The following is a 21188-nucleotide window of genomic DNA, read 5'->3' on the forward strand; positions in this document are numbered from 1 at the left end:
AGCGTCCTTGGATGCCAGCGAGATTGCTTGGGGTTATATGGTCAAGTGAAGAAGCGCATACGGTGGATGCCTTGGCAGTCAGAGGCGATGAAAGACGTGATAGCCTGCGATAAGCTTCGGTGAGGTGGCAAATGACCTGTGACCCGGAGATCTCTGAATGGGGAAACCCACCTAGCATAAGCTGGGTATCTTAACCTGAATCCATAGGGTTAAGAGGCGAACCAGGGGAACTGAAACATCTAAGTACCCTGAGGAAAAGAAATCAACCGAGATTCCCTTAGTAGTGGCGAGCGAACGGGGACCAGCCCTTAAGTTGATTTGAGAGTAGCGGAACGCTTTGGAAAAGGCGGCCATAGTGGGTGATAGCCCTGTACGCGAAACGCTCTTATCAATGAAATCGAGTAGGACGGGGCACGAGAAACCCTGTCTGAATATGGGGGGACCATCCTCCAAGGCTAAATACTCCTGACTGACCGATAGTGAACCAGTACCGTGAGGGAAAGGCGAAAAGAACCCCGGAGAGGGGAGTGAAATAGAACCTGAAACCGTATGCGTACAAGCAGTGGGAGCCTACTTTGTTAGGTGACTGCGTACCTTTTGTATAATGGGTCAGCGACTTATTTTCAGTGGCGAGCTTAACCGAATAGGGGAGGCGTAGCGAAAGCGAGTCTTAATAGGGCGTTTAGTCGCTGGGAATAGACCCGAAACCGGGCGATCTATCCATGAGCAGGTTGAAGGTTAGGTAACACTGACTGGAGGACCGAACCCACTTCCGTTGAAAAGGCAGGGGATGACTTGTGGATCGGAGTGAAAGGCTAATCAAGCTCGGAGATAGCTGGTTCTCCTCGAAAGCTATTTAGGTAGCGCCTCATGTATCACTCTGGGGGGTAGAGCACTGTTTCGGCTAGGGGGTCATCCCGACTTACCAAACCGATGCAAACTCCGAATACCCAGAAGTGCCGAGCATGGGAGACACACGGCGGGTGCTAACGTCCGTCGTGAAAAGGGAAACAACCCAGACCGTCAGCTAAGGTCCCAAAGTCCTGGTTAAGTGGTAAACGATGTGGGAAGGCTTAGACAGCTAGGAGGTTGGCTTAGAAGCAGCCACCCTTTAAAGAAAGCGTAATAGCTCACTAGTCGAGTCGGCCTGCGCGGAAGATGTAACGGGGCTCAAACCAGGCACCGAAGCTACGGGTATCACCTTTGGTGATGCGGTAGAGGAGCGTTCTGTAAGCCTGTGAAGGTGAGTTGAGAAGCTTGCTGGAGGTATCAGAAGTGCGAATGCTGACATGAGTAACGACAATGCGAGTGAAAAACTCGCACGCCGAAAGACCAAGGGTTCCTGCGCAACGTTAATCGACGCAGGGTGAGTCGGTCCCTAAGGCGAGGCTGAAAGGCGTAGTCGATGGGAAACGGGTTAATATTCCCGTACTTCTAGTTACTGCGATGGGGGGACGGAGAAGGCTAGGCCAGCTTGGCGTTGGTTGTCCAAGTTTAAGGTGGTAGGCTGACTGTTTAGGTAAATCCGGACAGTTAAGGCCGAGAGCTGATGACGATCCTTCTTTTAGAAGGAGAAGTGGTTGATGCCATGCTTCCAGGAAAAGCCTCTAAGCTTCAGGTAACTAGGAACCGTACCCCAAACCGACACAGGTGGTCGGGTAGAGAATACCAAGGCGCTTGAGAGAACTCGGGTGAAGGAACTAGGCAAAATGGCACCGTAACTTCGGGAGAAGGTGCGCCGGTGAGGGTGAAGGGTTTACCCCGTAAGCTCATGCCGGTCGAAGATACCAGGCCGCTGCGACTGTTTATTAAAAACACAGCACTCTGCAAACACGAAAGTGGACGTATAGGGTGTGACGCCTGCCCGGTGCCGGAAGGTTAATTGATGGGGTTAGCGCAAGCGAAGCTCTTGATCGAAGCCCCGGTAAACGGCGGCCGTAACTATAACGGTCCTAAGGTAGCGAAATTCCTTGTCGGGTAAGTTCCGACCTGCACGAATGGCGTAACGATGGCGGCGCTGTCTCCACCCGAGACTCAGTGAAATTGAAATCGCTGTGAAGATGCAGTGTATCCGCGGCTAGACGGAAAGACCCCGTGAACCTTTACTGTAGCTTTGCACTGGACTTTGAGCTTGCTTGTGTAGGATAGGTGGGAGGCTTTGAAGCGTGGACGCCAGTCTGCGTGGAGCCATCCTTGAAATACCACCCTGGCAATCTTGAGGTTCTAACTCTGGTCCGTTATCCGGATCGAGGACAGTGTATGGTGGGCAGTTTGACTGGGGCGGTCTCCTCCTAAAGAGTAACGGAGGAGTACGAAGGTGCGCTCAGACCGGTCGGAAATCGGTCGTAGAGTATAAAGGCAAAAGCGCGCTTGACTGCGAGACAGACACGTCGAGCAGGTACGAAAGTAGGTCTTAGTGATCCGGTGGTTCTGTATGGAAGGGCCATCGCTCAACGGATAAAAGGTACTCCGGGGATAACAGGCTGATACCGCCCAAGAGTTCATATCGACGGCGGTGTTTGGCACCTCGATGTCGGCTCATCACATCCTGGGGCTGAAGCCGGTCCCAAGGGTATGGCTGTTCGCCATTTAAAGTGGTACGCGAGCTGGGTTTAGAACGTCGTGAGACAGTTCGGTCCCTATCTGCCGTGGACGTTTGAGATTTGAGAGGGGCTGCTCCTAGTACGAGAGGACCGGAGTGGACGAACCTCTGGTGTTCCGGTTGTCACGCCAGTGGCATTGCCGGGTAGCTATGTTCGGAAGAGATAACCGCTGAAAGCATCTAAGCGGGAAACTTGCCTCAAGATGAGATCTCACTGGAGCCTTGAGCTTCCTGAAGGGCCGTCGAAGACTACGACGTTGATAGGTCGGGTGTGTAAGCGCTGTGAGGCGTTGAGCTAACCGATACTAATTGCCCGTGAGGCTTGACCATATAACACCCAAACAATCTGACCGCGTGTCAGAGCGTGAGGAAGACGACGCCGAAAACGGCGCGTGGGTTCGCAAGACCCAAGACGAGTTGTCTACTTCGATCACAGACCCAATTGGGCCAGCCAGGCAGCCTCATCGCCTGGTCAGCCAACCGAATTGCTTGACGAACATAGAGCATTGGAACCACCTGATCCCTTCCCGAACTCAGAAGTGAAACGATGCATCGCCGATGGTAGTGTGGGGTTTCCCCATGTGAGAGTAGGTCATCGTCAAGCGCCTAACACCCAGCACCCCCGCTCAGTTCACTCTGGCGGGGGTGTTGTCTTTGGGGCGGAAGAAAGTCGAACGGAGTCTGGGAATGCCGTTGCTGAAACTGCTGAGTGATGGAAAATTTCATTCCGGCGTCGAGCTTGGTGAGGCCTTGGGCGTCTCCAGAAGTGCCATCTGGAAGCGGCTGAAGACGCTGGAAGATGACCTGGGCGTCGAGGTGTTCAAGGTGCCGGGCCGGGGTTACCGCCTGGAAGAGCCCCTGTCGCTGCTCGATGCCGAGCGGATCGCCCAAGAGGGCGGTTGGCCGGTAGCGGTCCTGGCTTCCATCGACTCCACCAATGCCGAAGCGCAACGGCGTCTGCATCAGCAATTGCCTCCATTCGCCTTGCTGGCCGAGCATCAGCAGGCTGGCCGCGGCCGTCGTGGGCGCGCCTGGGTCAGTCCCTATGGCAAGAATCTTTATCTCACCGCCGTGGTATCCAGTCAGGGCGGGATCCAGAAGCTGCAGGCCCTGAGCCTGACCATGGGCCTGGCGGTCATCAGGACGCTGCAACAGTTGGGCGTCGAGGATGCCTGCCTGAAGTGGCCCAACGACGTCCTGGTGCGTGGCCGCAAGCTGGCCGGCATCCTCATCGAATTGTCGGGTGATCCGCAGGACGTCTGTCAGGCCATCATCGGCATCGGTATAAACGTCAACATGCGTCTGGCCGACAACATCGATCAGCCCTGGATCTCCATGGCCGAAGCCCTGGGTGGTCTGCAGGATCGCAACCAGGTTGCCAGCCTGCTGCTCCGGGAGATCGATAACCTGTGGCAGATTCACCGCCAGGCCGGATTCGCCGCCCTGCGCGACGAGTGGGAGCGTTATCATGGCTGGCAAGGTCGAGCGGTAACCCTGTCTTCGGGGGTTCGCTGTATTCAGGGCACAGTGGCAGGAGTTGCCGAAGATGGGGCTATCCTCATGCATGTAGACGGTCAGCCACAGGCCTTCAGCGGTGGCGAATTGAGCCTGAGCCTAGATCATGATTCTTGAACTCGATTGCGGTAACAGCCTGATCAAGTGGCGGCTGCTTGCCGCCGGCGCCGAAGTGGCCGCTACGGGCATTGTCGACAGCGACGAGGGCCTGGTGGCTGCGTTGTCCCAGCCCGATACACCGCCACTGGCGGCTTGTCGCCTGGTCAGCGTGCGCAGCGACGAAGAGACCCAGGAGCTCAAGGAGCGGCTGACCGCTACCTTCGGCATTCCCTGTCACCAGGCCGTCCCGGTCGAGGCCTGGAATGGCGTACGTAATGGCTATCGTGATTATCAGCGCCTGGGCATGGATCGCTGGCTGGTGATCCTGGCCGCGGTACGGCTGGCCGAGGGCAAGGCGTGCGTGGTCCTGGATCTGGGCACCGCGGTCACGGCCGATCTGGTCGACGCCCAGGGCGAGCATCAGGGAGGGTTCATCTGTCCGGGGATTCCGTTGATGCGTCGGGAACTGCAGACCCATACCCGGCGGATCCGCTACGATCCACATTGGGCCAGTGGTGAACGCTACGAGGCACCAGGACGCACGACCAGCGAGGCCGTGGAGCGTGGGTGTCTGTACATGCTCAAGGGATTCGTCCGTACCCAGTACGAACTGGCTCAGGAGATGTTCGCCGAAGGTTGCGAGATCTTTCTGACCGGGGGTGACGCGGAACTGGTCAAACATGTCGTTCCGGGCGCGCGAATCGTGCCCGATATGGTGTTTGCTGGATTGGCTTTGGCGTGTCCGCTCGAGAACGAATGATGCGTTGGTTGTTTCTGCTATTGGTGGTACTGAACGTTTTCTACTACATATGGCACCAACAGCAGGTGCCATTGCTGGGTAAGGAAATCGCCCCTCTGGCGCTGTACAAAGGCGAGCGTGAAAACATTCGCCTGTTGAACGAGACGGCATCTGGTGACGCTGCACGGCGTCAGTGACGGCGGTACCCTTCGATGAGGAGCGAAGATGCTGACGCTAGGTAATCTCAGCCTGTTACTGGGCGCAGTCGGCATTGGCCTGTGGTTCTGGCACGCCCACGGCATTCGCGAACGGGCGCTGTTGCTGGCCGAGCAGGAGTGTCGTCGCCGCAAGGTCATGCTGCTCGATGGCGCCGTGGCCTTTTCCCGCTTTCGCTGGCTGGCCGATGCCAAGGGGCGCAAGCGCCTGGCGCGGTTGTTCGCCTTCGAGTTCACCGTGACGGGCGAAGAGCGGTTCGATGCCTCTCTGGCCCTGTTCGGCAAGACCCTGGCCAAGGTCGAGTTCGCGCCCTTCCTGGTACCCGAGGTCGAGCGCCCGGCGGCAGATTCGGTGGTGGCTTCGGCCCCTGCCTATCAGGCCAAGCCCGAACACGGCCAGGTGGTCTATCTGGATCAATGGCGGCAGCGCCAGCGTACCGAGACCAGCAGGCGCCAAGAGCCGGAGTGATTTCCGGCGCTATCTCCTAAAGCTTTTCCTTCCGTAGTCCCGACGATCAGCTCCGGCTGGTCCGTTCCGGCTTTCCGCTTCTTTTCATGTGATCCCTGATGTTCAGCCCTCTCGTTACCTTTCCTGCACTCTATTTCGCCACTCTCCTGATGCTGGCCGGCTCCGGCCTCTTCACCACCTATATCGGTCTGAGACTGACCGGCGAGGGGGCGGGGGATCTGTGGACCGGCGCCCTGATGGCGGCCTACTACTTCGGACTGGTCTGCGGTGGCAAGTTCGGTCATCGGCTGATCGCCAGCGTCGGCCACATCCGTTCCTATGTGGCCTGCGCGGGCGCAGCGACCGTCACCGTGCTGATCCACGCGCTGATCGACGACCTGAACGTCTGGATCGCGCTGAGATTCATCATGGGCGTGGTGATGATGAATCAATACATGGTGATCGAGAGCTGGCTCAACGAGCAGGCGGAGAATCATCAGCGCGGCAAGGTGTTCGCCGGCTACATGGTGGCGGTGGACCTGGGGCTGGTGATCGGTCAGGCGCTACTGGCCTGGCATCCGCAACTCGACTACAAGCCGCTGCTGCTGGTCGCCATCTGCTTCGCCTCCTGCCTGATTCCCCTGGCCATGACCCGCCGGGTGCACCCGGCCAAGCTGGTGGCGGCACCGCTGGAGATCCGTTTCTTCTGGCAGCGGGTACCCCAGTCGCTGGTCACCATCTTTACCGCGGGCCTGCTGGTGGGCGGCTTCTATGGCCTGGCGCCGGTATTCGCCAGTCGCAGTGGCCTGGATACGGCGCAGTCGAGCTTCTATGTGGGGTTGTGCATCGTCGCGGGCTTCTGTGCCCAGTGGCCGCTGGGCTGGCTGTCGGATCGCCTCGATCGCTGCAAGCTGATCCGCGCCAATGCGGTGTTGCTGTGCCTGGCGGCGGTGCCGCTGTGGGGGCTGATCAGCTTGCCCTATCCCTGGCTGCTGGCCGCGGGCTTCGTCTCGGGAATGCTGCTGTTCACCCTCTACCCGCTGGCCACGGCCTTCGCCAACGACCACGTCGAGCCCGAGCGGCGCGTGGAATTGTCGGCGATGCTGCTGACCACCTATGGCGTCGGTGCCTGTATCGGGCCGCTGCTGGCCGGTGCGGCGATGGAGCATTTCGGCCCCGGCACCTTCTATGTGCTGACCTCGGCCTATGCGCTGATCCTGATCGTCTTCGTGCAGCCCCGGTTCGTCAGTGGCGAGCACCGGCTGGACGCGGCACCGTTGCATCACGTGGCCATGCCGGATTCCGTCAGTCCGATGGCAGCGGCGCTGGATCCGCGCATCGACGAGGTGCCGCAGGAGATGGTGGTGGAGGCCCCCGCCAGCATTGGGCCGGGTAGCGAGAAGACCTGATTAGGCGAGCCCGGCGCAAGGCCGGGCAGGAAGGGACGGGTAGGGCTCAGGCCTGACGGGTCTGGCCGGCCCTGATCAGGCGGTCGAGGGTCTGGGCGGAGCCATTTTCGGCCAGGGCGTCATCCTGCAGGCGATGCTGCTGGCGGTCGATCAGCCGACCCATGGGGCGCTGGCTGGATTCTTCGGCCACTGCATCGTCACCGAGACGCTGTTGCTGGTCTTCGATCACCTGTCCCATGGGGCGCAGGCTGGATTCCTCGGCGATCCGACGTTCCTGCAGCTGGCGTTGCTGCTGCTTGATGACCCCACCCAGGGGACGCAGGCTGGATTCTTCGGCCAGGGTACGTTGCTGCAGGCGCTGCTGCTGTTGCTTGATCAGCTGGCCCAGTGGGCGTTGGCTGGATTCCTCGGCGATCTGGGTGGCAGCGTTCGGGGTGAAGGCGAAGTCCTGGGCGAAGGTGTTAAGAGCCAGGGCGGTCAGGGCGAAACCGAAGGCGATACGCAGGTTCATGGTGGTGTCCTCTGGGGAAACTGTGCTGGAGTGCGTTCAGTATCCCGAGCAGGACCGCCCAGAAAAAATAGACTGGCCAGATAGTGACTATCAGCGCCGTCGATGCCTTTCAGAAAGTCTCTAGCTTCCCGTCGATGATTGCTCCTTTTCCGCTTCGCTCAGGTGAGCGCCGCCGAACAGTTCGCGCAAGGCGGCGGCGTAGTCGCGCGTGCCTATCACCATGCTGTTGGAGTGAGTCCCGCCGGGGATCAGCAGCAGGCGCTTGGGCGGCCGGGCCGCCGCATAGAGAGCCTCGCTGAAGCGAGGAGGCACATAGCGATCGTCGCCACCGTGGACGATGAGCACCGGGATATGGATGTCCGGGATCTTGTCCAGGGAATCGAATTTCTCCGACATCAGCCAGCGCAGGGGAAAGCGGGTGTCGACCACTGCCGTGGCGGCATCGGCCAGGGTGGTGAAGGTGGACTCGATGATCAGACCGGCCGCGGCGGGGTAGTCGCCGGTGGGATTCCCGTCGCGGGCGATGCGCCAGGCCAGGTCCACCGCCACGGCGCCGCCCAGGGAGTGGCCATAGAGGTATCTCTTGCGGGGATCGGGCTGCAAGCTCTGCAAGTACTTCCAGGCGACCCGGGCATCCTGGTAGACGCTGCGTTCGGAGGGCACGTCGCCCGGACTTTCGCCAAAGCCGCGATAGTCGATGGCCAGCACCGAATAGCCGAGTTGCCGCAGGGTGGCGATGCGCCGGACCTGGGCGGTGAGATTCCAGCGGGTGCCGTGCAGATAGAGAAGGGTGGGGGCGTCTGGCCGGCGGGCGGGCCACCACCAGGCGTGCAGGTAGTCGGTGCCGGTCAGGCCGTCCGGCACTGGCAGGTTGAACTGGCGGACGCCTTCCGGCACGCCGGTGAACCAGCTGGCATTGCCCGGTTCAATGCTGAACACCCACTGGCGTTCGCGATAGGCCAGTTCCGAGCAGCCATAGGGGACCCCGACCCCGACCAGCAGGGTGACGAAGAGCAGCGGGATCAGGCGGCGGCGGAGCAGGGTGGCGAGGGACATGGCTTTCTCTGGATACCGGAAGACGCAGGGTAGGGGCATCCGTCGCCTGGCGCGAACCCCCGTTTCGGTTGGACAGTCATCCTAGAGACAGCGACTGCAGTGACCCCCAATCCGAGGTGAGCCATGAGTGCGACGGCCAAGAAGAGCGATCCCGAACTCTGGGAAAAGGTGAAGAAAGAGATTACCAAGGGCGACAAGGGCGGCAAGCCCGGTCAATGGTCGGCGCGCAAGGCGCAACTGGCCTCCCAGGAGTACCAGAAGCGCGGTGGTGAATACCAGGGCGGCAAGGGCAAGGACAATCATCTGCAGCAGTGGACCGACGAGAAGTGGGACACCCGCTCCGGCAAGAAATCCGAGGACACCGGCGAACGCTATCTGCCGGAAAAGGCCCGGGACTCCCTGAGCAAGGAAGAGTACCAGCGCACCACGGCCAAGAAGCGCCGTGACACGCGCCGGGGCCAGCAGCATTCCAAGCAACCCGCCGATGTGGCACGCAAGACGGCCGCGGCGCGTGAGTCGGGCCTGGCCGGCCTGACCAAGGACGAGCTGATGAAACGAGCGGCGCGCCGCGAGGTGCGGGGGCGTTCGCGCATGAAGAAAGACGAACTGGTCAAAGCGTTGCAAAAGGCAGGTGAAAAATGAGCACCAAGAAGGCTTCCAACGACGACAAGAAAGACGACAAGAAAGAGGTACGCAGCGAGTTCAAGCAGGTGGTCAACATGACCCCGAGTCAGCTGCGTAAATGGCTCAGTGGCGACACCAGCAAGGGCGTGGGCATGACCAAGGGTGGCAAGAAGGTCACGGCGGCCAACGATGGCAAGGCGGTCGGCCATGCCATGGGCGAACGCATCCTGGAGCTCAAGGGCAAGCGTCAGGCTGAGCTGGAAGACGATGACTACCAGGCCATGCGCAAGGTCATCGGCTATGTGCATCGCCATCTCAAGCAGCGACCGGACGGCGACATAGAAGACTCGCGCTGGCGCAAGTCGCTGATGAACTGGGGTCACGACCCCCTGCGCGACAAGCGCAGCGCCTGATCCCGACGAACCGCAGCCCAGGCTGCGGTTTTTCTTTGGCAGAGAGTGACTGGCCGAATTTGTGGGCAACTGTGACGCCGCAGCGCGGACACAAAGGAGTAGGGTAGCCGCCTATCTATCTGAACGCGTTCAAGGAGTTGTCGATGGCACCCCGGGATCTGTTGCTGGCACTGGTCGTCATCCTGGCCTGGGGGGTGAACTTCGTGGTCATCAAGGTTGGCCTGCATGGCGTGCCGCCCATGCTGCTGGGAGCCCTGAGATTCTGCCTGGCGGCCTTTCCGGCCATCCTCTTCGTGCGCCGCCCCAGGTCTCCTGGCGATTGCTGCTGGCCTACGGCCTGACCATTTCCCTGGGCCAGTTCGCCTTTCTGTTCTCGGCCATGTACGTGGGCATGCCGGCGGGCCTGGCCTCGCTGGTCTTGCAGGCCCAGGCCTTCTTTACCCTGGCCTTCGCCGCGACCTTCCTCGGGGAAAAGGTGCGCCGGGCGAGTCTGGCCGGGCTGCTGGTGGCGGCGCTCGGCCTGCTGCTGATCGGCACCGAACATGGCGTCACCATGACCCTGGCCGGTTTCCTGCTGACCCTGGCGGCGGCGGCCATGTGGGGGCTGGGCAACATCGTCACCAAGAAGATCGGCAAGGTGGACATGCTCGGTCTGGTGGTCTGGGGCAGCCTGATTCCGCCCATTCCCTTCTTCATCCTCTCGCTGCTGCTGGAAGGCCCGCAACAGATCACCACGGCGCTGACGTCGCTGTCGGGCGGGTCGGTCTTTGCCATCGTCTACCTGGCCTTTATCGCCACCCTGGTCGGTTATGGCATCTGGAGCCGGCTGCTGTCGCGTTATCCGGCCGGCCAGGTGGCGCCCTTTTCGCTGCTGGTGCCGGTGGTGGGGCTGAGTTCGGCCGCCGTGCTGCTGGGTGAGCAGATGACCGTTCAGCAGGAAGTGGGCGGCGTGGCAGTCATGCTCGGGCTGTTGATCAATGTCTTTGGCGGCCGCTGGCTGGATGCCCGGAGCAAGGCGTCGCCCGGTGCATGATATTGCACGATCATAAATGATTGTGCATGATGTGCTGGTCCTCTTGGAGTATCAGCATGAATGCAGCAGCCGTCCACCTTCCCGAAGAACGCCAGGCCGCGATCCTGGCCCTGTTGCGCGAACAAGGCCGGGTCCTGTCGGCTGAACTGGCCGCGACCTGGGGCATTTCCGAAGACAGCGTGCGTCGCGACCTGCGCGAACTGGCCCGCCAGGGCCTGTGCCGTCGGGTGTACGGTGGGGCGCTCTCGCTGCTGACGCCGCCGGAGGCGCTGCCGGCGCGTATCGGTCAGGACGAGGCGGCCAAGCAGACACTCGGGCAGGCCGCGGCCAGGCTGGCGCAACGGGGGCAATTGCTGCTGCTGGACGCCGGCTCGACCAACCTGGCCATCGCCCAGGCGCTGCCCATGGATCTCGACCTGACCGTGGCCACCAATGCACCGGTGATCGCTGCGGCACTGCTGCAGCGCCCGGGGATCCGGGTGTTGATGATCGGCGGCCTGGCCACGCCGGAGTCGGGTGCCTGTCTGGGCGCCCGGGCGCTGCGTGACCTGCGTGGCGTGCGCGCCGACCTGGCCTTTCTCGGGACCTGCGCCCTGGCGGTGGAGACCGGCGTGACCGGCTTCGACCTGGAAGAAGCCGAATTCAAGGTGGCCGTGGCCGAGCAGAGCAGCCAGGTCGCCGTCGCGGTGACCGCCGAGAAGCTCGACAGCGTGGCCTTCTATCACGTGCTCCGACTCGATCAGCTGAACCATCTGGTGCTGGAACCGGGGCTGAGCGAGGAGCGCCTGCAGCCCTATCGTGACGCCGGGCTGCAGCTGCATTCGCTCGATCGCTAGACTCGCGTCCAAGGATCGCCATGACTTCTGCCGTATTGCGGCGCCAACGCCGCGCCACCTTTACCGTCTTTCTCGCCAACGGTTGCGGAATCGGCGGCTGGGCGGCGGCCATTCCCGAACTCAAGCGCGATCTGCTGCTGGGCGACGGTCAGTTGAGTCTGGTGCTGCTGGCGGTCGCCCTGGGCGCCCTGCTGACCATGCCCTTCGCCGGGGTGCTGGTGCCGCGCCTGGGCGGGACCGGACGCCTCACCCGCCTGAGCATCCTGGCCTTCGTGCTGGTGCTGAGCTGGCCCGGGGTGGCACCGTCCCTGGGCTGGCTGCTGCCCTGCGCGCTGCTGCTCGGCGCCTGTAACGGGCTGATCGACGTGGCCATGAACGCCCATGCCAGCGATGTCGAAAGCCGCTGGAACGGCCCGCTGATGTCGTCCTTCCACGCCGCCTTCAGCCTGGGCGGATTTCTCGGCGCCGGCCTGGGGGCGCTGGTGCTGCACCTGGGCGCCTCGGCGCTGGCGGTGCTGCTGACTGCTGCCCTGGTGGCGCTGCTGCTGGCGCTGCCCGCCGCCCTGGCCCTGGACGAAGGTGATCGCAGTCCGGTGAGTCAGGCCCTGCGGCTGCCGGATCGGCGGGTCCTGGCGCTGGGACTGATCGCCCTGGGCTGCCTGATGCTGGAGGGCGCCATGACCGACTGGAGCGCCGTCTACCTGGGCCAGGTGGGCGGCGCGAGTCCGGTGGTGGCGACCCTGGGCTATGCGGCCTTTTCGCTGACCATGCTGGTGGGACGGCTGTTCGGCGACGGTATCCGCGGCCGCTTCGGTGGTCCCCAGGTGATCGTTGGCGGGGCCCTGCTGGCGACCCTGGGACTGGCGCTGGCGGTCCTTCTGCCGGCGCCCTGGACCGCGATCCTGGGCTTCGCGCTGGTCGGCCTGGGGCTGTCCAATGTGGTGCCCGCAGCCTTCAGCGCCTCTGGCCAGGTGGCCGAGACGCCGGCTGCGGGTATCGCCATGACCGCCACGGCCGGCTATCTCGGTTTCCTGCTCGGCCCACCGCTGATCGGCGCCGTGGCGGGGCAGGTGGGCCTGCGTGGCAGTCTGCTGCTGCTGACTCTGATCGGGGTGGCGGTGGCACTGCTCGCCCTGCGCCAACGCACGGCATGATGGCTGTCCAGGGAACCCCGCTGCGCTGAGCAGACCCAAGAGGGAACGGAAATCCAAGGAGGCGGCCATGACGCGCCCACGCAAGATCCTCGCCTGGCTGCTGGGAATCATCCTGCTGCTGTTCGTCCTGCTGGTGGTGGTGCTGGCCACCTTCGACTGGAATAGGCTCAAGCCGACCCTCAACGAGCAGGTGTCGAGCGCCCTGCACCGGCCCTTCGCCATCGAGGGCAACCTGGGGGTGGTCTGGCACCGCGAGCCGGATCAAGGCGGTTGGCGCGCCTGGATTCCCTGGCCGCACATCGCCGCCGAAGACCTGACCCTGGGCAATCCGGAGTGGGCGAAGGAAAAGACGTTCGTTCACCTCGACCGGGTGCAGTTGCGGATCTCGCCGCTGGCCCTGCTGGCCAAGCAGATCTATATCCCGCGCATCGACCTCAGCGGACCGGTGGTCAATGCCCAGCGACTCGCCGATGGCCGCAACAGCTGGACCTTCGCGACCGCCGAGAAGGACCCCAAGGCCGAGCCTTCGGCCTGGACCGTCGACATCGGCACCATCGGCTTCGACGCCGGCCAGGTCGGCTTCGACGATGCCCAGACCGCTACCCGGCTGCGCGCGCGGATCACCTCCCTGGACGCTCCTATCGCCTATGCCGATCTGGTGGGCAAGCAGGGCACTTCGCGCCAGCGCTCCAACGTCAGGCAGACCCAGTCCTTCCAGTTCGCCCTGGCGGTAGAGGGCAGCTACAAGCAGGTGCCGGTCAGCGGCCGTGGCCAGATCGGTGGCCTGCTGGCGCTGCAGGACGCCGATGTGCCTTTCCCCATCCAGCTCGATGCCCGGGCGGGCGAAACCCGTGTTCAGGTCTTTGGCACCCTGACCGATCCGCGGCGCCTGGGCGCCCTGGATCTGCACCTGGTGCTGGAAGGCAAGAGCCTGGCGCAGCTCTATCCGCTGACCGGGGTCACCCTGCCGGAGACGGCACCCTATGCCACCGACGGCCATCTCACGGTCAAGCTCAACGATCCGGCGGGCGCCCGCTTCAGCTATGAAGACTTCAATGGCCGGGTCGGCAAGAGCGATCTGCATGGCGAGGTGCTGTTCACCGGCGGCAAGCCGCGACCCAAGCTCAGTGGCACCCTGCGCTCCGATCAGTTGCTGTTCGAGGACCTGGCCCCGCTGATCGGTGCCGATACCAAGGAGCAGCAGGTGGCCAAGGGCGAGACCAGCCAGCAGCCGGCGGACAAGGCGCTGCCGGTCTCCGAATTCCGCACCGAGCGCTGGCGTGCCATGGATGCCGATGTGCGCTTCACCGGCAAGCGCATCGTGCAGAACGCGCAGCTGCCGATCACCGATCTGAATACCCATGTGCGCCTGACCGATGGGGTGCTGCTGCTCGATCCCCTGCGCTTCGGCGTGGCCGGGGCGATCTGAACACCACGGTGCGCCTGGAAGGCGACAAGACGCCGCTGCAGGGGCGGGTCGATCTGCACGTGCGGCGGGTCAAGCTGAACCAGCTGTTCCCCACCGTGGAGGCCATGAAGCGCAGCATGGGCGAGCTCAATGGCGATGCCACCCTGAGTGGCACCGGCAACTCGGTGGCGGCGCTGCTTGGCACCAGCAACGGCGAACTCAAGCTGCTGATGAACGACGGCCGTATCAGCCGCAGCCTGATGGAGCTGGCCGGACTCAATGTCGGCAACTACCTGGTCGATCGGCTGTTCGGCGATGACGAGGTGGAAATCAACTGTGCGGTCGCCGACCTCGACTTCAAGAAGGGCCTGGTGCAGCCCCAGGTCTTCGTGCTCGACACCGAAAACGCCCTGATCAACATCACCGGCACCATCAACCTGGCGAGCGAGCGCCTGGATCTTACCGTCGATCCGCACAGCAAGGGCCTGCGCATCTTCTCGCTGCGCTCGCCGCTCTATGTGCGCGGCACCCTGAAGAGTCCCTCGCCGGGGGTCAAGGCATTGCCATTGGCGGCCCGCGGCGCGGCGGCGGCACTGCTCGCCACCTTCGCAGCGCCGGCCGCCGGTCTGCTGGCACTGGTGGCGCCCAGCAACGAGCAGGGCGCCCAGTGCAGCGCCCTGTTGCAGCAGATGCGGGCAGGGCGTTGAGCTCGTGCGCCAGAGCCGGTTCGCGGTACTTGACAGACGACCGTTCGGCGGCGTCTGACGGGCGGAAAAGAACCGCTCTGGTTGCCCAGGCTCTATAGAAATAACCCGAGTCGGGCAGCCTTTTCGCGGAGATCCCTCATGCGTGACGACACCGATAGCCACTACGAAATCCACTACAAATTGCTGGGCGAAAGCTATACCGACCGTATCAGCAACCTGGACGTACCCATCACCGACGTGGTCCGCGAACTGGCCTGCCGGCACCTGGACGCGATCAACGACGAGCGCTTCCACCTCGCCGACATCGAGTCCGGTCAGGCGCTGGTGGCACTGCACGATGTCTCCATCCATCGCGTCGCACCGGAAGCCCCATGAAACGCCTGCTGAGCGGTGGATTGCTGACCATGACCCTGCTGGGCCTTGCGGCCTGCTCCACCGAGACGGTGGTGACCCTGCAGGACGGTACCCAGTACATCACCGAAGATAGGCCCAACACCAAGACGGCCGATGGCTTCTATGAATTCACCGATGTGGCGGGTCGTCATGTGCGGGTGAAGGCAGGCGATGTCGCCACCATCAAAGCGGAAGACTAGGCCTTGCCTGACCTTCGTTCGGTGACCTTTCAAACAAGTCCTTCCCAGGAGACTGCCATGCCCCGCGGCGACAAATCCACGTACAGCGACAAGCAGGTACGCAAGGCCGAGCACATCGAGGAGAGCTACGAGAAAAAAGGCGTCTCCAAGGATGAAGCCGAGGCGCGGGCCTGGGCGACGGTGAACAAGCAGTCCGGCGGTGGCGAACAGAGTGGCTCCGGCAAGTCCAAGAGCGGTACCGCCAAGCGCGCGGATCGCAAGGATTCCGCTCGGCGTGCGGTGGCGACCAGGCAGGGCCAGTCGCCCAACAGCGGTCGTGCCGCGGCGCGACGTTCGCCTGGCAGCAGCACCTCGCTAAGCGACATGACTCGCGATGAGCTGGTCAGGAAGGCGGCCGAGCAGAACGTTCGCGGTCGGTCGCGAATGAAGAAAGACGAGTTGATTCGTGCCTTGAGTTGAGGCATTGGAGATACAAAAAAGCCAGACAGTGTCCGGCTTTTGTCTGCCTGGCGTTCAGCTGGGCAGCAGACGGCAGGTGAGGCTCTTGATGTAGCGAGTCTCCGGGATGGCCGGGTGCACCGGGTGATCCGGGCCCTGGGCACCGCGTTCGAGGATCTGCAGGTTGCGATCCAGATGGCGGGCGCTGCCGAGCAGGATGTTCTGCAGGTCGTCTTCGGGCAGGTGCATGGAGCAGGAGGCGCTGACCAGGATGCCGTCTTTGTTCAGCAGGCGCATGGCCTGTTCGTTGAGACGACGGTAGGCGGCCTCGCCATTCTTCAGGTCCTTGCGCTTCTTGATGAAGGCCGGCGGGTCGGCCACGATGACGTCGAATTTCTCTTCGCCGGCCTTGAGTTCCTTGAGCGCCTCGAAGACATCGCCCTCGACGCACACCAGCTTTTCCGCCAGGCCGTTGAGGGTGGCATTGCGCTCCACGCCGTCGAGGGCGAAGCCCGAAGCGTCCACGCACATGACCTCGCTGGCGCCGAAGGCCGCAGCCTGCACGCCCCAGCCGCCGATGTAGCTGAACAGATCAAGCACCCGCTTGCCTTCGACATAGGGCGCCAGGCGCGCACGGTTCAGGCGGTGGTCATAGAACCAGCCGGTCTTCTGGCCTTCGCGGACCGGCGCCTCGAAGCGCACGCCGTTCTCTTCCAGCGCCACCCAGTCGGGGACCTCGCCGTAGGCCACTTCCACGTAGCTGGAGAGGCCTTCGGCGGCGCGGGCGCTACCATCGTTCTTCCAGAGCACGCCCTGAGGTTTGAACACCTGCAGCAGGGCGGCGAGGATGGCGTCGCGCTGGCGCTCCATGGTGGCGGAAGCGATCTGCACCACCAGGATGTCGTTGAAGCGATCCACCACCAGGCCGGGCAGGAAGTCCGAATCGCCGTAGACCAGGCGATAGCAGTGGCTGCCGAACAGCCGCTCACGCAGGCTCAGGGCGACCTTGAAACGGTGCACCAGCAGCGACTTGTCCAGCGGGTAGCCGGTGTCGCGGGAGAACAGGCGGGCGCAGATCAGGTTGTTGGGCGACAGCGCTACCAGGCCCAGCGGTTTGCCGCTGGTGGTTTCCAGGATGGCCTGGTCGCCCGGCTCGAAGGCGGTGAGCGGGGTGGCGACGACGTCCACCTCGTTGCTGTACACCCAGAGGTGCCCGGCGCGCAGACGGCGGTCGGCATTGGCTTTGAGGCGCAGGCGGGGCAGGGTCATGAAGGTCTCCGGCGAAGGGGGCAAAAGCGCGGAATTATAGCGCAAAGCCACCTGCCTGGGCCGGCCGTCAGTCCCGCTGGCTGACCTCGATATCGCTCAGCCCGGCTTCCTGGGCGCGACGGGCGATGCTCGGCTGGGCATGGTGCTCCCAGGGCGCATCGACCACCACCTGGGGTTCCTCGACGTGCTTGATGAGCAACTGCAGCAGCGCTTCTTCCTCGGTGACCGGCGCGAAGCTCTCCAGCTCGTGGGTAAGGGGCTCGCCATTGAGGCGATAGCGGATCTGGTAGTGGTGCAGGGTCTGCATGGGGGTGCCTCGGTAGCGGGGGGATAACCGATGGACCCCGCGAGGCGGCAGCGGTTGCGTCAGCCCCCCAGGCTATCGAGGATCGGGCAGTCTGGGCTGGCGTCGCCATGGCAGCAGGACACCAGCTCGCCCAGGGTGCTGCGCAGGCGGGTCAGTTCGCCGATCTTCTGGTCGAGCTCGGCGATGTGTCGCTTGGCCAGCGCCTTGACGTCGGCACTGGCACGCTGCCGGTCCTGCCAGAGGCTGAGCAGCTGGCGGATCTCCTCCAGGCTGAAGCCCAGCTCCCGCGAGCGGCGGACGAAGGCCAGCACCCGCAGGTCTTCGGCGCCGTACTGGCGATAGCCGCTGTCGGTACGCCCGGCGGGCGCTAGCAGGCCGATGCGCTCGTAGTAGCGCAGCATCTTGGCGGTAAGGCCACTGGCCTTGGCGGCCTGACCGATATTCATGACAGGGAGTCTCCGGACGGGCGCCAGCGGCCGAGCAGCAGGGCATTGGCCAGGACACTGACGCTGGAAAAGGCCATGGCGGCGCCGGCATAGACCGGATCGAGCAGACCCAGGGCGGCCAGCGGCAGGCCGATGACATTGTAGACGAAGGCCCAGAACAGATTCTGGCGGATCTTGCGCTGGGTGCGCCGGGCGATGTCCAGTGCCGCCACCACCTGGCGCGGATTCTCCTGCAGCAGGGTGATGCCGGCCGCATGGCGCGCGGCGGCGGTACCCGAACCCATGGCGATGCCCAGTTCGGCGGCGGCCAGCGCCGGGGCGTCGTTGAGGCCGTCGCCGACCATGGCGACGCCGCCCCTGCTCGCCTGCAGCCGGGCCACCACGGCGGCCTTGTCGGCAGGCAACACCTCGGCCTCCCACTGCTCGATGCCCAGAGCGGTAGCCACCTGGCGGGCGCTGCCGCGGTTGTCACCGGTCAGCAGCCAGCTGTCGATGCCGTCGCGGCGCAGCCGGGCGATGGCCTCGGCAGCACCCGGACGGATCTCGTCGCCAAAGGCCAGCAGCCCCAGGACCTGCGGTCGGCTGCCAGTTTCCACCAGCCACGATAGGGTCAGTCCCTGATCTTCCCAGGCGCGGGCGGCGTCGGCCAGGGGGCCGGCGTCCAGCTGTTGTTCGGCCAGCAGGCGCGCATTGCCCAGCAGCAGGGAGCGCTCCTGCCAGATACCCTGGAGGCCACGGCCGGGCAGGGCGCGCACGTCCCGGGCGGGCAGGGTGTCCAGACCGCGGTCGCGACAGGCCAGGAGGACCGCCGCGGCCAGGGGATGCTCGCTGCCGCGTTGCAGACTGCCGGCCAGGCTCAGCAATTCGGCTTCCTCGATGCCGGGTGCCGTGGCCAGCTGGCGCAGGCGCAACTGGCCGGCGGTCAGGGTGCCGGTCTTGTCGAAGACCACGCTGGTGATGCCCTGGGCGCGCTCCAGGGTCTCGGCGTCCTTGATCAGGATGCCGTGGCGCGCCGCCACTCCGGTGCCGGCCATAAGGGCGGCGGGGGTGGCCAGCCCGAGGGCGCAAGGGCAGGCGATGACCAGTACCGCCACGGCGGCGAGCAGACTGGGCTCCAGGGCGTGGCCGCTCAGCAGCCAGCCGAGCAGGGTGACCAGGGCCAGGGCCACCACCACCGGGACGAACACCCGGCTGATGCGATCCACCAGCTGCTGGATGGGTGCCTTGGTGGCCTGGGCGTCTTCCACCAGGCGGATGATGCCGGCCAGCACCGTCTCGCCACCCAGGGCGGTGACCTCGATCTGCAGATTGCCCTCGCCGTTGATGGCGCCCCCCACCACCTCGTCGCCGGGACCCTTGGCGACCGGGCGGCTTTCACCGGTGAGCAGGGCTTCGTCGACCTGGCTCTCACCCTGCAGGATGCGGCCGTCGGCGGGGATGCGTTCGCCCGGACGCAGCTGCAGGCGATCGCCCAGGCGCAGGCGATTCAGGGCGACTTCCTCTTCCTCGCCGTTCGCATCGAGGCGCCGGGCGCTTTCCGGGCGCAGGGCTTCCAGGGCGCGCAGCGCCGCGCCGGTGCGGCGCTTGGCGCGGGTTTCCAGGTATTTGCCCAGGCGCACCAGGGCGATGACCATGGCCGCCGTCTCGAAATAGAGGTGCGGGCTACCCTTGACCAGCCAGAGATAGAGACTCAGGCCAAAGGCGGCGCTGGTGCCCAGGGCGACCAGCACATCCATGTTGCCGCTGCGCGCGCGCAGGGCATGCCAGGCGCCGCGATAGAAGCGCGCGCCGACGAGGAACTGCACCGGCGTCGCCAGCAGGAATTGCAGCCAGGCGGGCGGCATCAGGTGCCAGCCGAAGGGCGTCAGCAGCATGGGCAGGATCAGTGGCGCGGCCAGCAGCAGCGCCAGGGCCAGCTCCAGACCCTCCCAGGGCACACCCTGACGGGCCGGCGCTGAACGCTCGTCTTCGGCGTGGCGATCCTCGGCGCCGTAGCCGGCGGCTTCCACCGCGGCGATCAGGGCTGGCGTCTCGACCGCGGCCAGGGTCTTTACCCGGGCTCTTTCGCTGGCCAGGTTGACCTCGGCGGCCAGCACCCCGGGCACCGTACGCAGGACCTTTTCGATCCGACCGGCGCAGTTGGCGCAGCTCATGCCGGACAGCGCCAGGTCATGCTCGACCTCGGCCACCTGGTAGCCAGCCGCGCTGACCGCCTCGGCCAGCGCCGGCGCCGCGTCGACCGGCGCGCTGACGCGGGCCTTTTCGCTGGCCAGGTTGACACCGGCCGCGCTGACCGCCGGGACCTTCTGCAAGGCGCGCTCGACCCGACCGGCGCAGGCCGCGCAGGTCATGCCACTGATGGAGAGTTCGAATTCGTGCATGGGCACCTCCTGAGCTCAGTGTTGACCTTGACCTCGGGTCAAGGTCAACACTGGAACCCGAGCCTGGCGCTGGCGTCAGGAGAAAGAGGTCAAGACCGACAGGAGCAGACCATGCATGTCATCAAGGTGATTGGAATGAGTTGCGCCCATTGCGTGAGCGCCATCGAATCCGCGGTGCTCAAGGTGGACAGCCGCGCCCGGGTGGAGGTGGACCTGCAGGCGGGCGAGGTGCGCATCGACAGCGTCGAGGTGAATGCGCCCTTCCGCCAGGCCATCGAGCAGGCGGGCTATACCGTCGCCGACTGAGTCCAGTCGCGCACGATGGCACGGAAGAAGGTGGTGAACACCTGATCGGCGGCCAGCAGCGGGGCGAAGGTCTGTTCGTCGCGCAGCAGATCGGAGAGGGTGCCGAGAAACAGGCTGTGCAGCATACGGCTGGCCAGCTGCGGCGTCACGCCCGGTTGCAGGCGGGCGGCCTGGGCGGTGAAGAGGGCGTCGGTGATGCGGATGAACTGCCGCAGGAACTGCAGATCGCGCTCCTCGGCCTCGCGCAACTCTTCGGTGAATTCGCAGCGGTGCAGCAGGATGGTCATCACCCGCTGCTCCCGGCCGGGCTGGGTGAATTTCGCCATGCCTTCGATGCACAGTTTGAACAGCCGCTGCAGGCTGTCTTCCTCGCCGTCGACGCGCAGGCGCTCGGTCAGTTCGTCGGCCGGGATCCTTATCTGGCTAAGCATTTCGTGGAACAGGTGGGCCTTGTTCTGGAAATGCCAGTACACTGCACCCCGGGTGACGCCGCATTCGCGGGCGATCATTTCCAGGCTGGTACGTGCCACGCCATTGGTCAGGAACAGGGCTTCCGCCGCATCGAGAATGGCTTGGCGGGTCTGTTCGGCTTCTTCTTTCGTACGACGCATGGGTGATCTGACTGGCAGTGGGTCTGCCACGCAGTCTAGCTCGCCTCGCCGCTTTTACAAACATGATT

At 64.0% G+C, this 21188-nt stretch carries 20 protein-coding genes, 2 rRNA genes and 2 pseudogenes; 17 read left to right on the top strand and 7 right to left on the bottom strand.

The features are described from left to right. The first annotated feature begins 39 nt into the window (after positions 1-39). The 7 genes from BGI51_RS12235 (at position 40) to BGI51_RS12265 (ending at position 7027) form a co-directional block, all read left to right on the top strand. Positions 40-2932: ribosomal RNA gene (locus tag BGI51_RS12235) — 23S ribosomal RNA — on the top strand. Between the two features lie 158 nt (positions 2933-3090). Continuing rightward, positions 3091-3206 (top strand): 5S ribosomal RNA (gene rrf, locus BGI51_RS12240). 83 nt (positions 3207-3289) lie between these two features. Continuing rightward, positions 3290-4234 carry a bifunctional biotin--[acetyl-CoA-carboxylase] ligase/biotin operon repressor BirA gene (birA, locus tag BGI51_RS12245; RefSeq protein ID WP_187978497.1) on the top strand — a complete coding sequence of 315 codons (945 nt, stop codon included), beginning with the start codon at positions 3290-3292 and terminating at the stop codon, positions 4232-4234. Beyond that, the gene (locus BGI51_RS12250; protein WP_187978498.1) at positions 4224-4976 is read left to right on the top strand and encodes a type III pantothenate kinase; all 753 of its coding nucleotides are present in this window, start codon (positions 4224-4226) and stop codon (positions 4974-4976) included. The genes birA and BGI51_RS12250 overlap by 11 nt, the downstream gene beginning before the upstream one ends. After that, complete coding sequence (locus tag BGI51_RS12255; RefSeq protein WP_037006863.1) at positions 4973-5152, top strand: hypothetical protein; 180 nt, start codon at positions 4973-4975, stop codon at positions 5150-5152. The genes BGI51_RS12250 and BGI51_RS12255 overlap by 4 nt, the downstream gene beginning before the upstream one ends. 28 nt (positions 5153-5180) lie before the next feature. Continuing rightward, positions 5181-5639, top strand: coding sequence for a DUF3301 domain-containing protein (locus BGI51_RS12260; protein ID WP_187978499.1), 459 nt, complete (start codon positions 5181-5183; stop codon positions 5637-5639). A gap of 98 nt (positions 5640-5737) precedes the next feature. Beyond that, positions 5738-7027: an MFS transporter gene (locus BGI51_RS12265; protein WP_187978500.1), complete on the top strand. Its 1290-nt coding sequence runs from the start codon at positions 5738-5740 to the stop codon at positions 7025-7027. 46 nt (positions 7028-7073) lie between these two features. Here the strand turns inward: BGI51_RS12265 and BGI51_RS12270 are convergent, their stop codons facing one another. Continuing rightward, entirely contained in the window at positions 7074-7538 is a 465-nt protein-coding gene (locus BGI51_RS12270) for a hypothetical protein (RefSeq protein ID WP_187978501.1), read from the bottom strand. Between the two features lie 120 nt (positions 7539-7658). Beyond that, entirely contained in the window at positions 7659-8594 is a 936-nt protein-coding gene (locus BGI51_RS12275; protein WP_187978502.1) for an alpha/beta hydrolase, read from the bottom strand. A 123-nt stretch (positions 8595-8717) separates the two neighbouring features. On the opposite strand from BGI51_RS12275, the gene BGI51_RS12280 reads away from it, so the two are divergent. The 9 genes and pseudogenes from BGI51_RS12280 to BGI51_RS12320 all read left to right on the top strand — a co-directional run bounded on the left by BGI51_RS12280 (position 8718) and on the right by BGI51_RS12320 (position 15821). Beyond that, a complete protein-coding gene (locus tag BGI51_RS12280; RefSeq protein WP_187978503.1) occupies positions 8718-9236 on the top strand; it encodes a hypothetical protein in 519 nt (172 codons plus the stop codon). Continuing rightward, entirely contained in the window at positions 9233-9631 is a 399-nt protein-coding gene (locus BGI51_RS12285) for a DUF3140 domain-containing protein (protein WP_158896396.1), read from the top strand. Before BGI51_RS12280 ends, BGI51_RS12285 begins: the two co-directional genes overlap by 4 nt. Positions 9632-9774: 143 nt before the next feature. After that, positions 9775-10664 (top strand): annotated as a pseudogene (locus BGI51_RS24060) (EamA family transporter). 56 nt (positions 10665-10720) lie between these two features. Further along, positions 10721-11500 (top strand): DeoR/GlpR family DNA-binding transcription regulator, encoded by a 780-nt coding sequence (locus tag BGI51_RS12295; RefSeq protein WP_187978504.1) that lies wholly within the window; start codon positions 10721-10723, stop codon positions 11498-11500. A gap of 20 nt (positions 11501-11520) precedes the next feature. Then, the gene (locus BGI51_RS12300; protein ID WP_187978505.1) at positions 11521-12654 is read left to right on the top strand and encodes an MFS transporter; all 1134 of its coding nucleotides are present in this window, start codon (positions 11521-11523) and stop codon (positions 12652-12654) included. A 67-nt stretch (positions 12655-12721) separates the two neighbouring features. Continuing rightward, positions 12722-14769 (top strand): annotated as a pseudogene (locus tag BGI51_RS12305) (AsmA family protein). A gap of 138 nt (positions 14770-14907) precedes the next feature. Beyond that, positions 14908-15144 carry a hypothetical protein gene (locus BGI51_RS12310; protein WP_133862860.1) on the top strand — a complete coding sequence of 79 codons (237 nt, stop codon included), beginning with the start codon at positions 14908-14910 and terminating at the stop codon, positions 15142-15144. Continuing rightward, on the top strand, positions 15141-15362 hold the full coding sequence (locus BGI51_RS12315) for a YgdI/YgdR family lipoprotein (RefSeq protein WP_187978506.1): 222 nt from the start codon (positions 15141-15143) through the stop codon (positions 15360-15362). Before BGI51_RS12310 ends, BGI51_RS12315 begins: the two co-directional genes overlap by 4 nt. 57 nt (positions 15363-15419) lie before the next feature. Beyond that, positions 15420-15821, top strand: coding sequence for a Rho termination factor N-terminal domain-containing protein (locus BGI51_RS12320; protein WP_187978507.1), 402 nt, complete (start codon positions 15420-15422; stop codon positions 15819-15821). Between the two features lie 54 nt (positions 15822-15875). Here the strand turns inward: BGI51_RS12320 and BGI51_RS12325 are convergent, their stop codons facing one another. The 4 genes from BGI51_RS12325 to BGI51_RS12340 form a co-directional block, all read right to left on the bottom strand. Beyond that, complete coding sequence (locus tag BGI51_RS12325) at positions 15876-17069, bottom strand: class I SAM-dependent rRNA methyltransferase (RefSeq protein ID WP_187978508.1); 1194 nt, start codon at positions 17067-17069, stop codon at positions 15876-15878. A 67-nt stretch (positions 17070-17136) separates the two neighbouring features. Continuing rightward, positions 17137-17376 carry a hypothetical protein gene (locus BGI51_RS12330; protein ID WP_187978509.1) on the bottom strand — a complete coding sequence of 80 codons (240 nt, stop codon included), beginning with the start codon at positions 17374-17376 and terminating at the stop codon, positions 17137-17139. A gap of 59 nt (positions 17377-17435) precedes the next feature. Continuing rightward, on the bottom strand, positions 17436-17822 hold the full coding sequence (gene cueR / locus BGI51_RS12335) for a Cu(I)-responsive transcriptional regulator (RefSeq protein ID WP_187978510.1): 387 nt from the start codon (positions 17820-17822) through the stop codon (positions 17436-17438). Continuing rightward, positions 17819-20203 (bottom strand): heavy metal translocating P-type ATPase, encoded by a 2385-nt coding sequence (locus BGI51_RS12340; protein ID WP_187978511.1) that lies wholly within the window; start codon positions 20201-20203, stop codon positions 17819-17821. The genes cueR and BGI51_RS12340 overlap by 4 nt, the downstream gene beginning before the upstream one ends. A gap of 111 nt (positions 20204-20314) precedes the next feature. On the opposite strand from BGI51_RS12340, the gene BGI51_RS12345 reads away from it, so the two are divergent. Then, complete coding sequence (locus BGI51_RS12345) at positions 20315-20509, top strand: heavy-metal-associated domain-containing protein (protein WP_187978512.1); 195 nt, start codon at positions 20315-20317, stop codon at positions 20507-20509. On the opposite strand, the gene BGI51_RS12350 is transcribed toward BGI51_RS12345, so the two are convergent. Then, entirely contained in the window at positions 20491-21120 is a 630-nt protein-coding gene (locus BGI51_RS12350; protein WP_133862868.1) for a TetR family transcriptional regulator, read from the bottom strand. The two genes, BGI51_RS12345 and BGI51_RS12350, sit on opposite strands and share 19 nt — an antisense overlap. Positions 21121-21188 lie beyond the last annotated feature (68 nt).

Source organism: Pseudomonas oryzihabitans (assembly GCF_014522265.1).
Classification (GTDB): Bacteria; Pseudomonadota; Gammaproteobacteria; order Pseudomonadales; family Pseudomonadaceae; genus Chryseomonas; species Chryseomonas aestiva.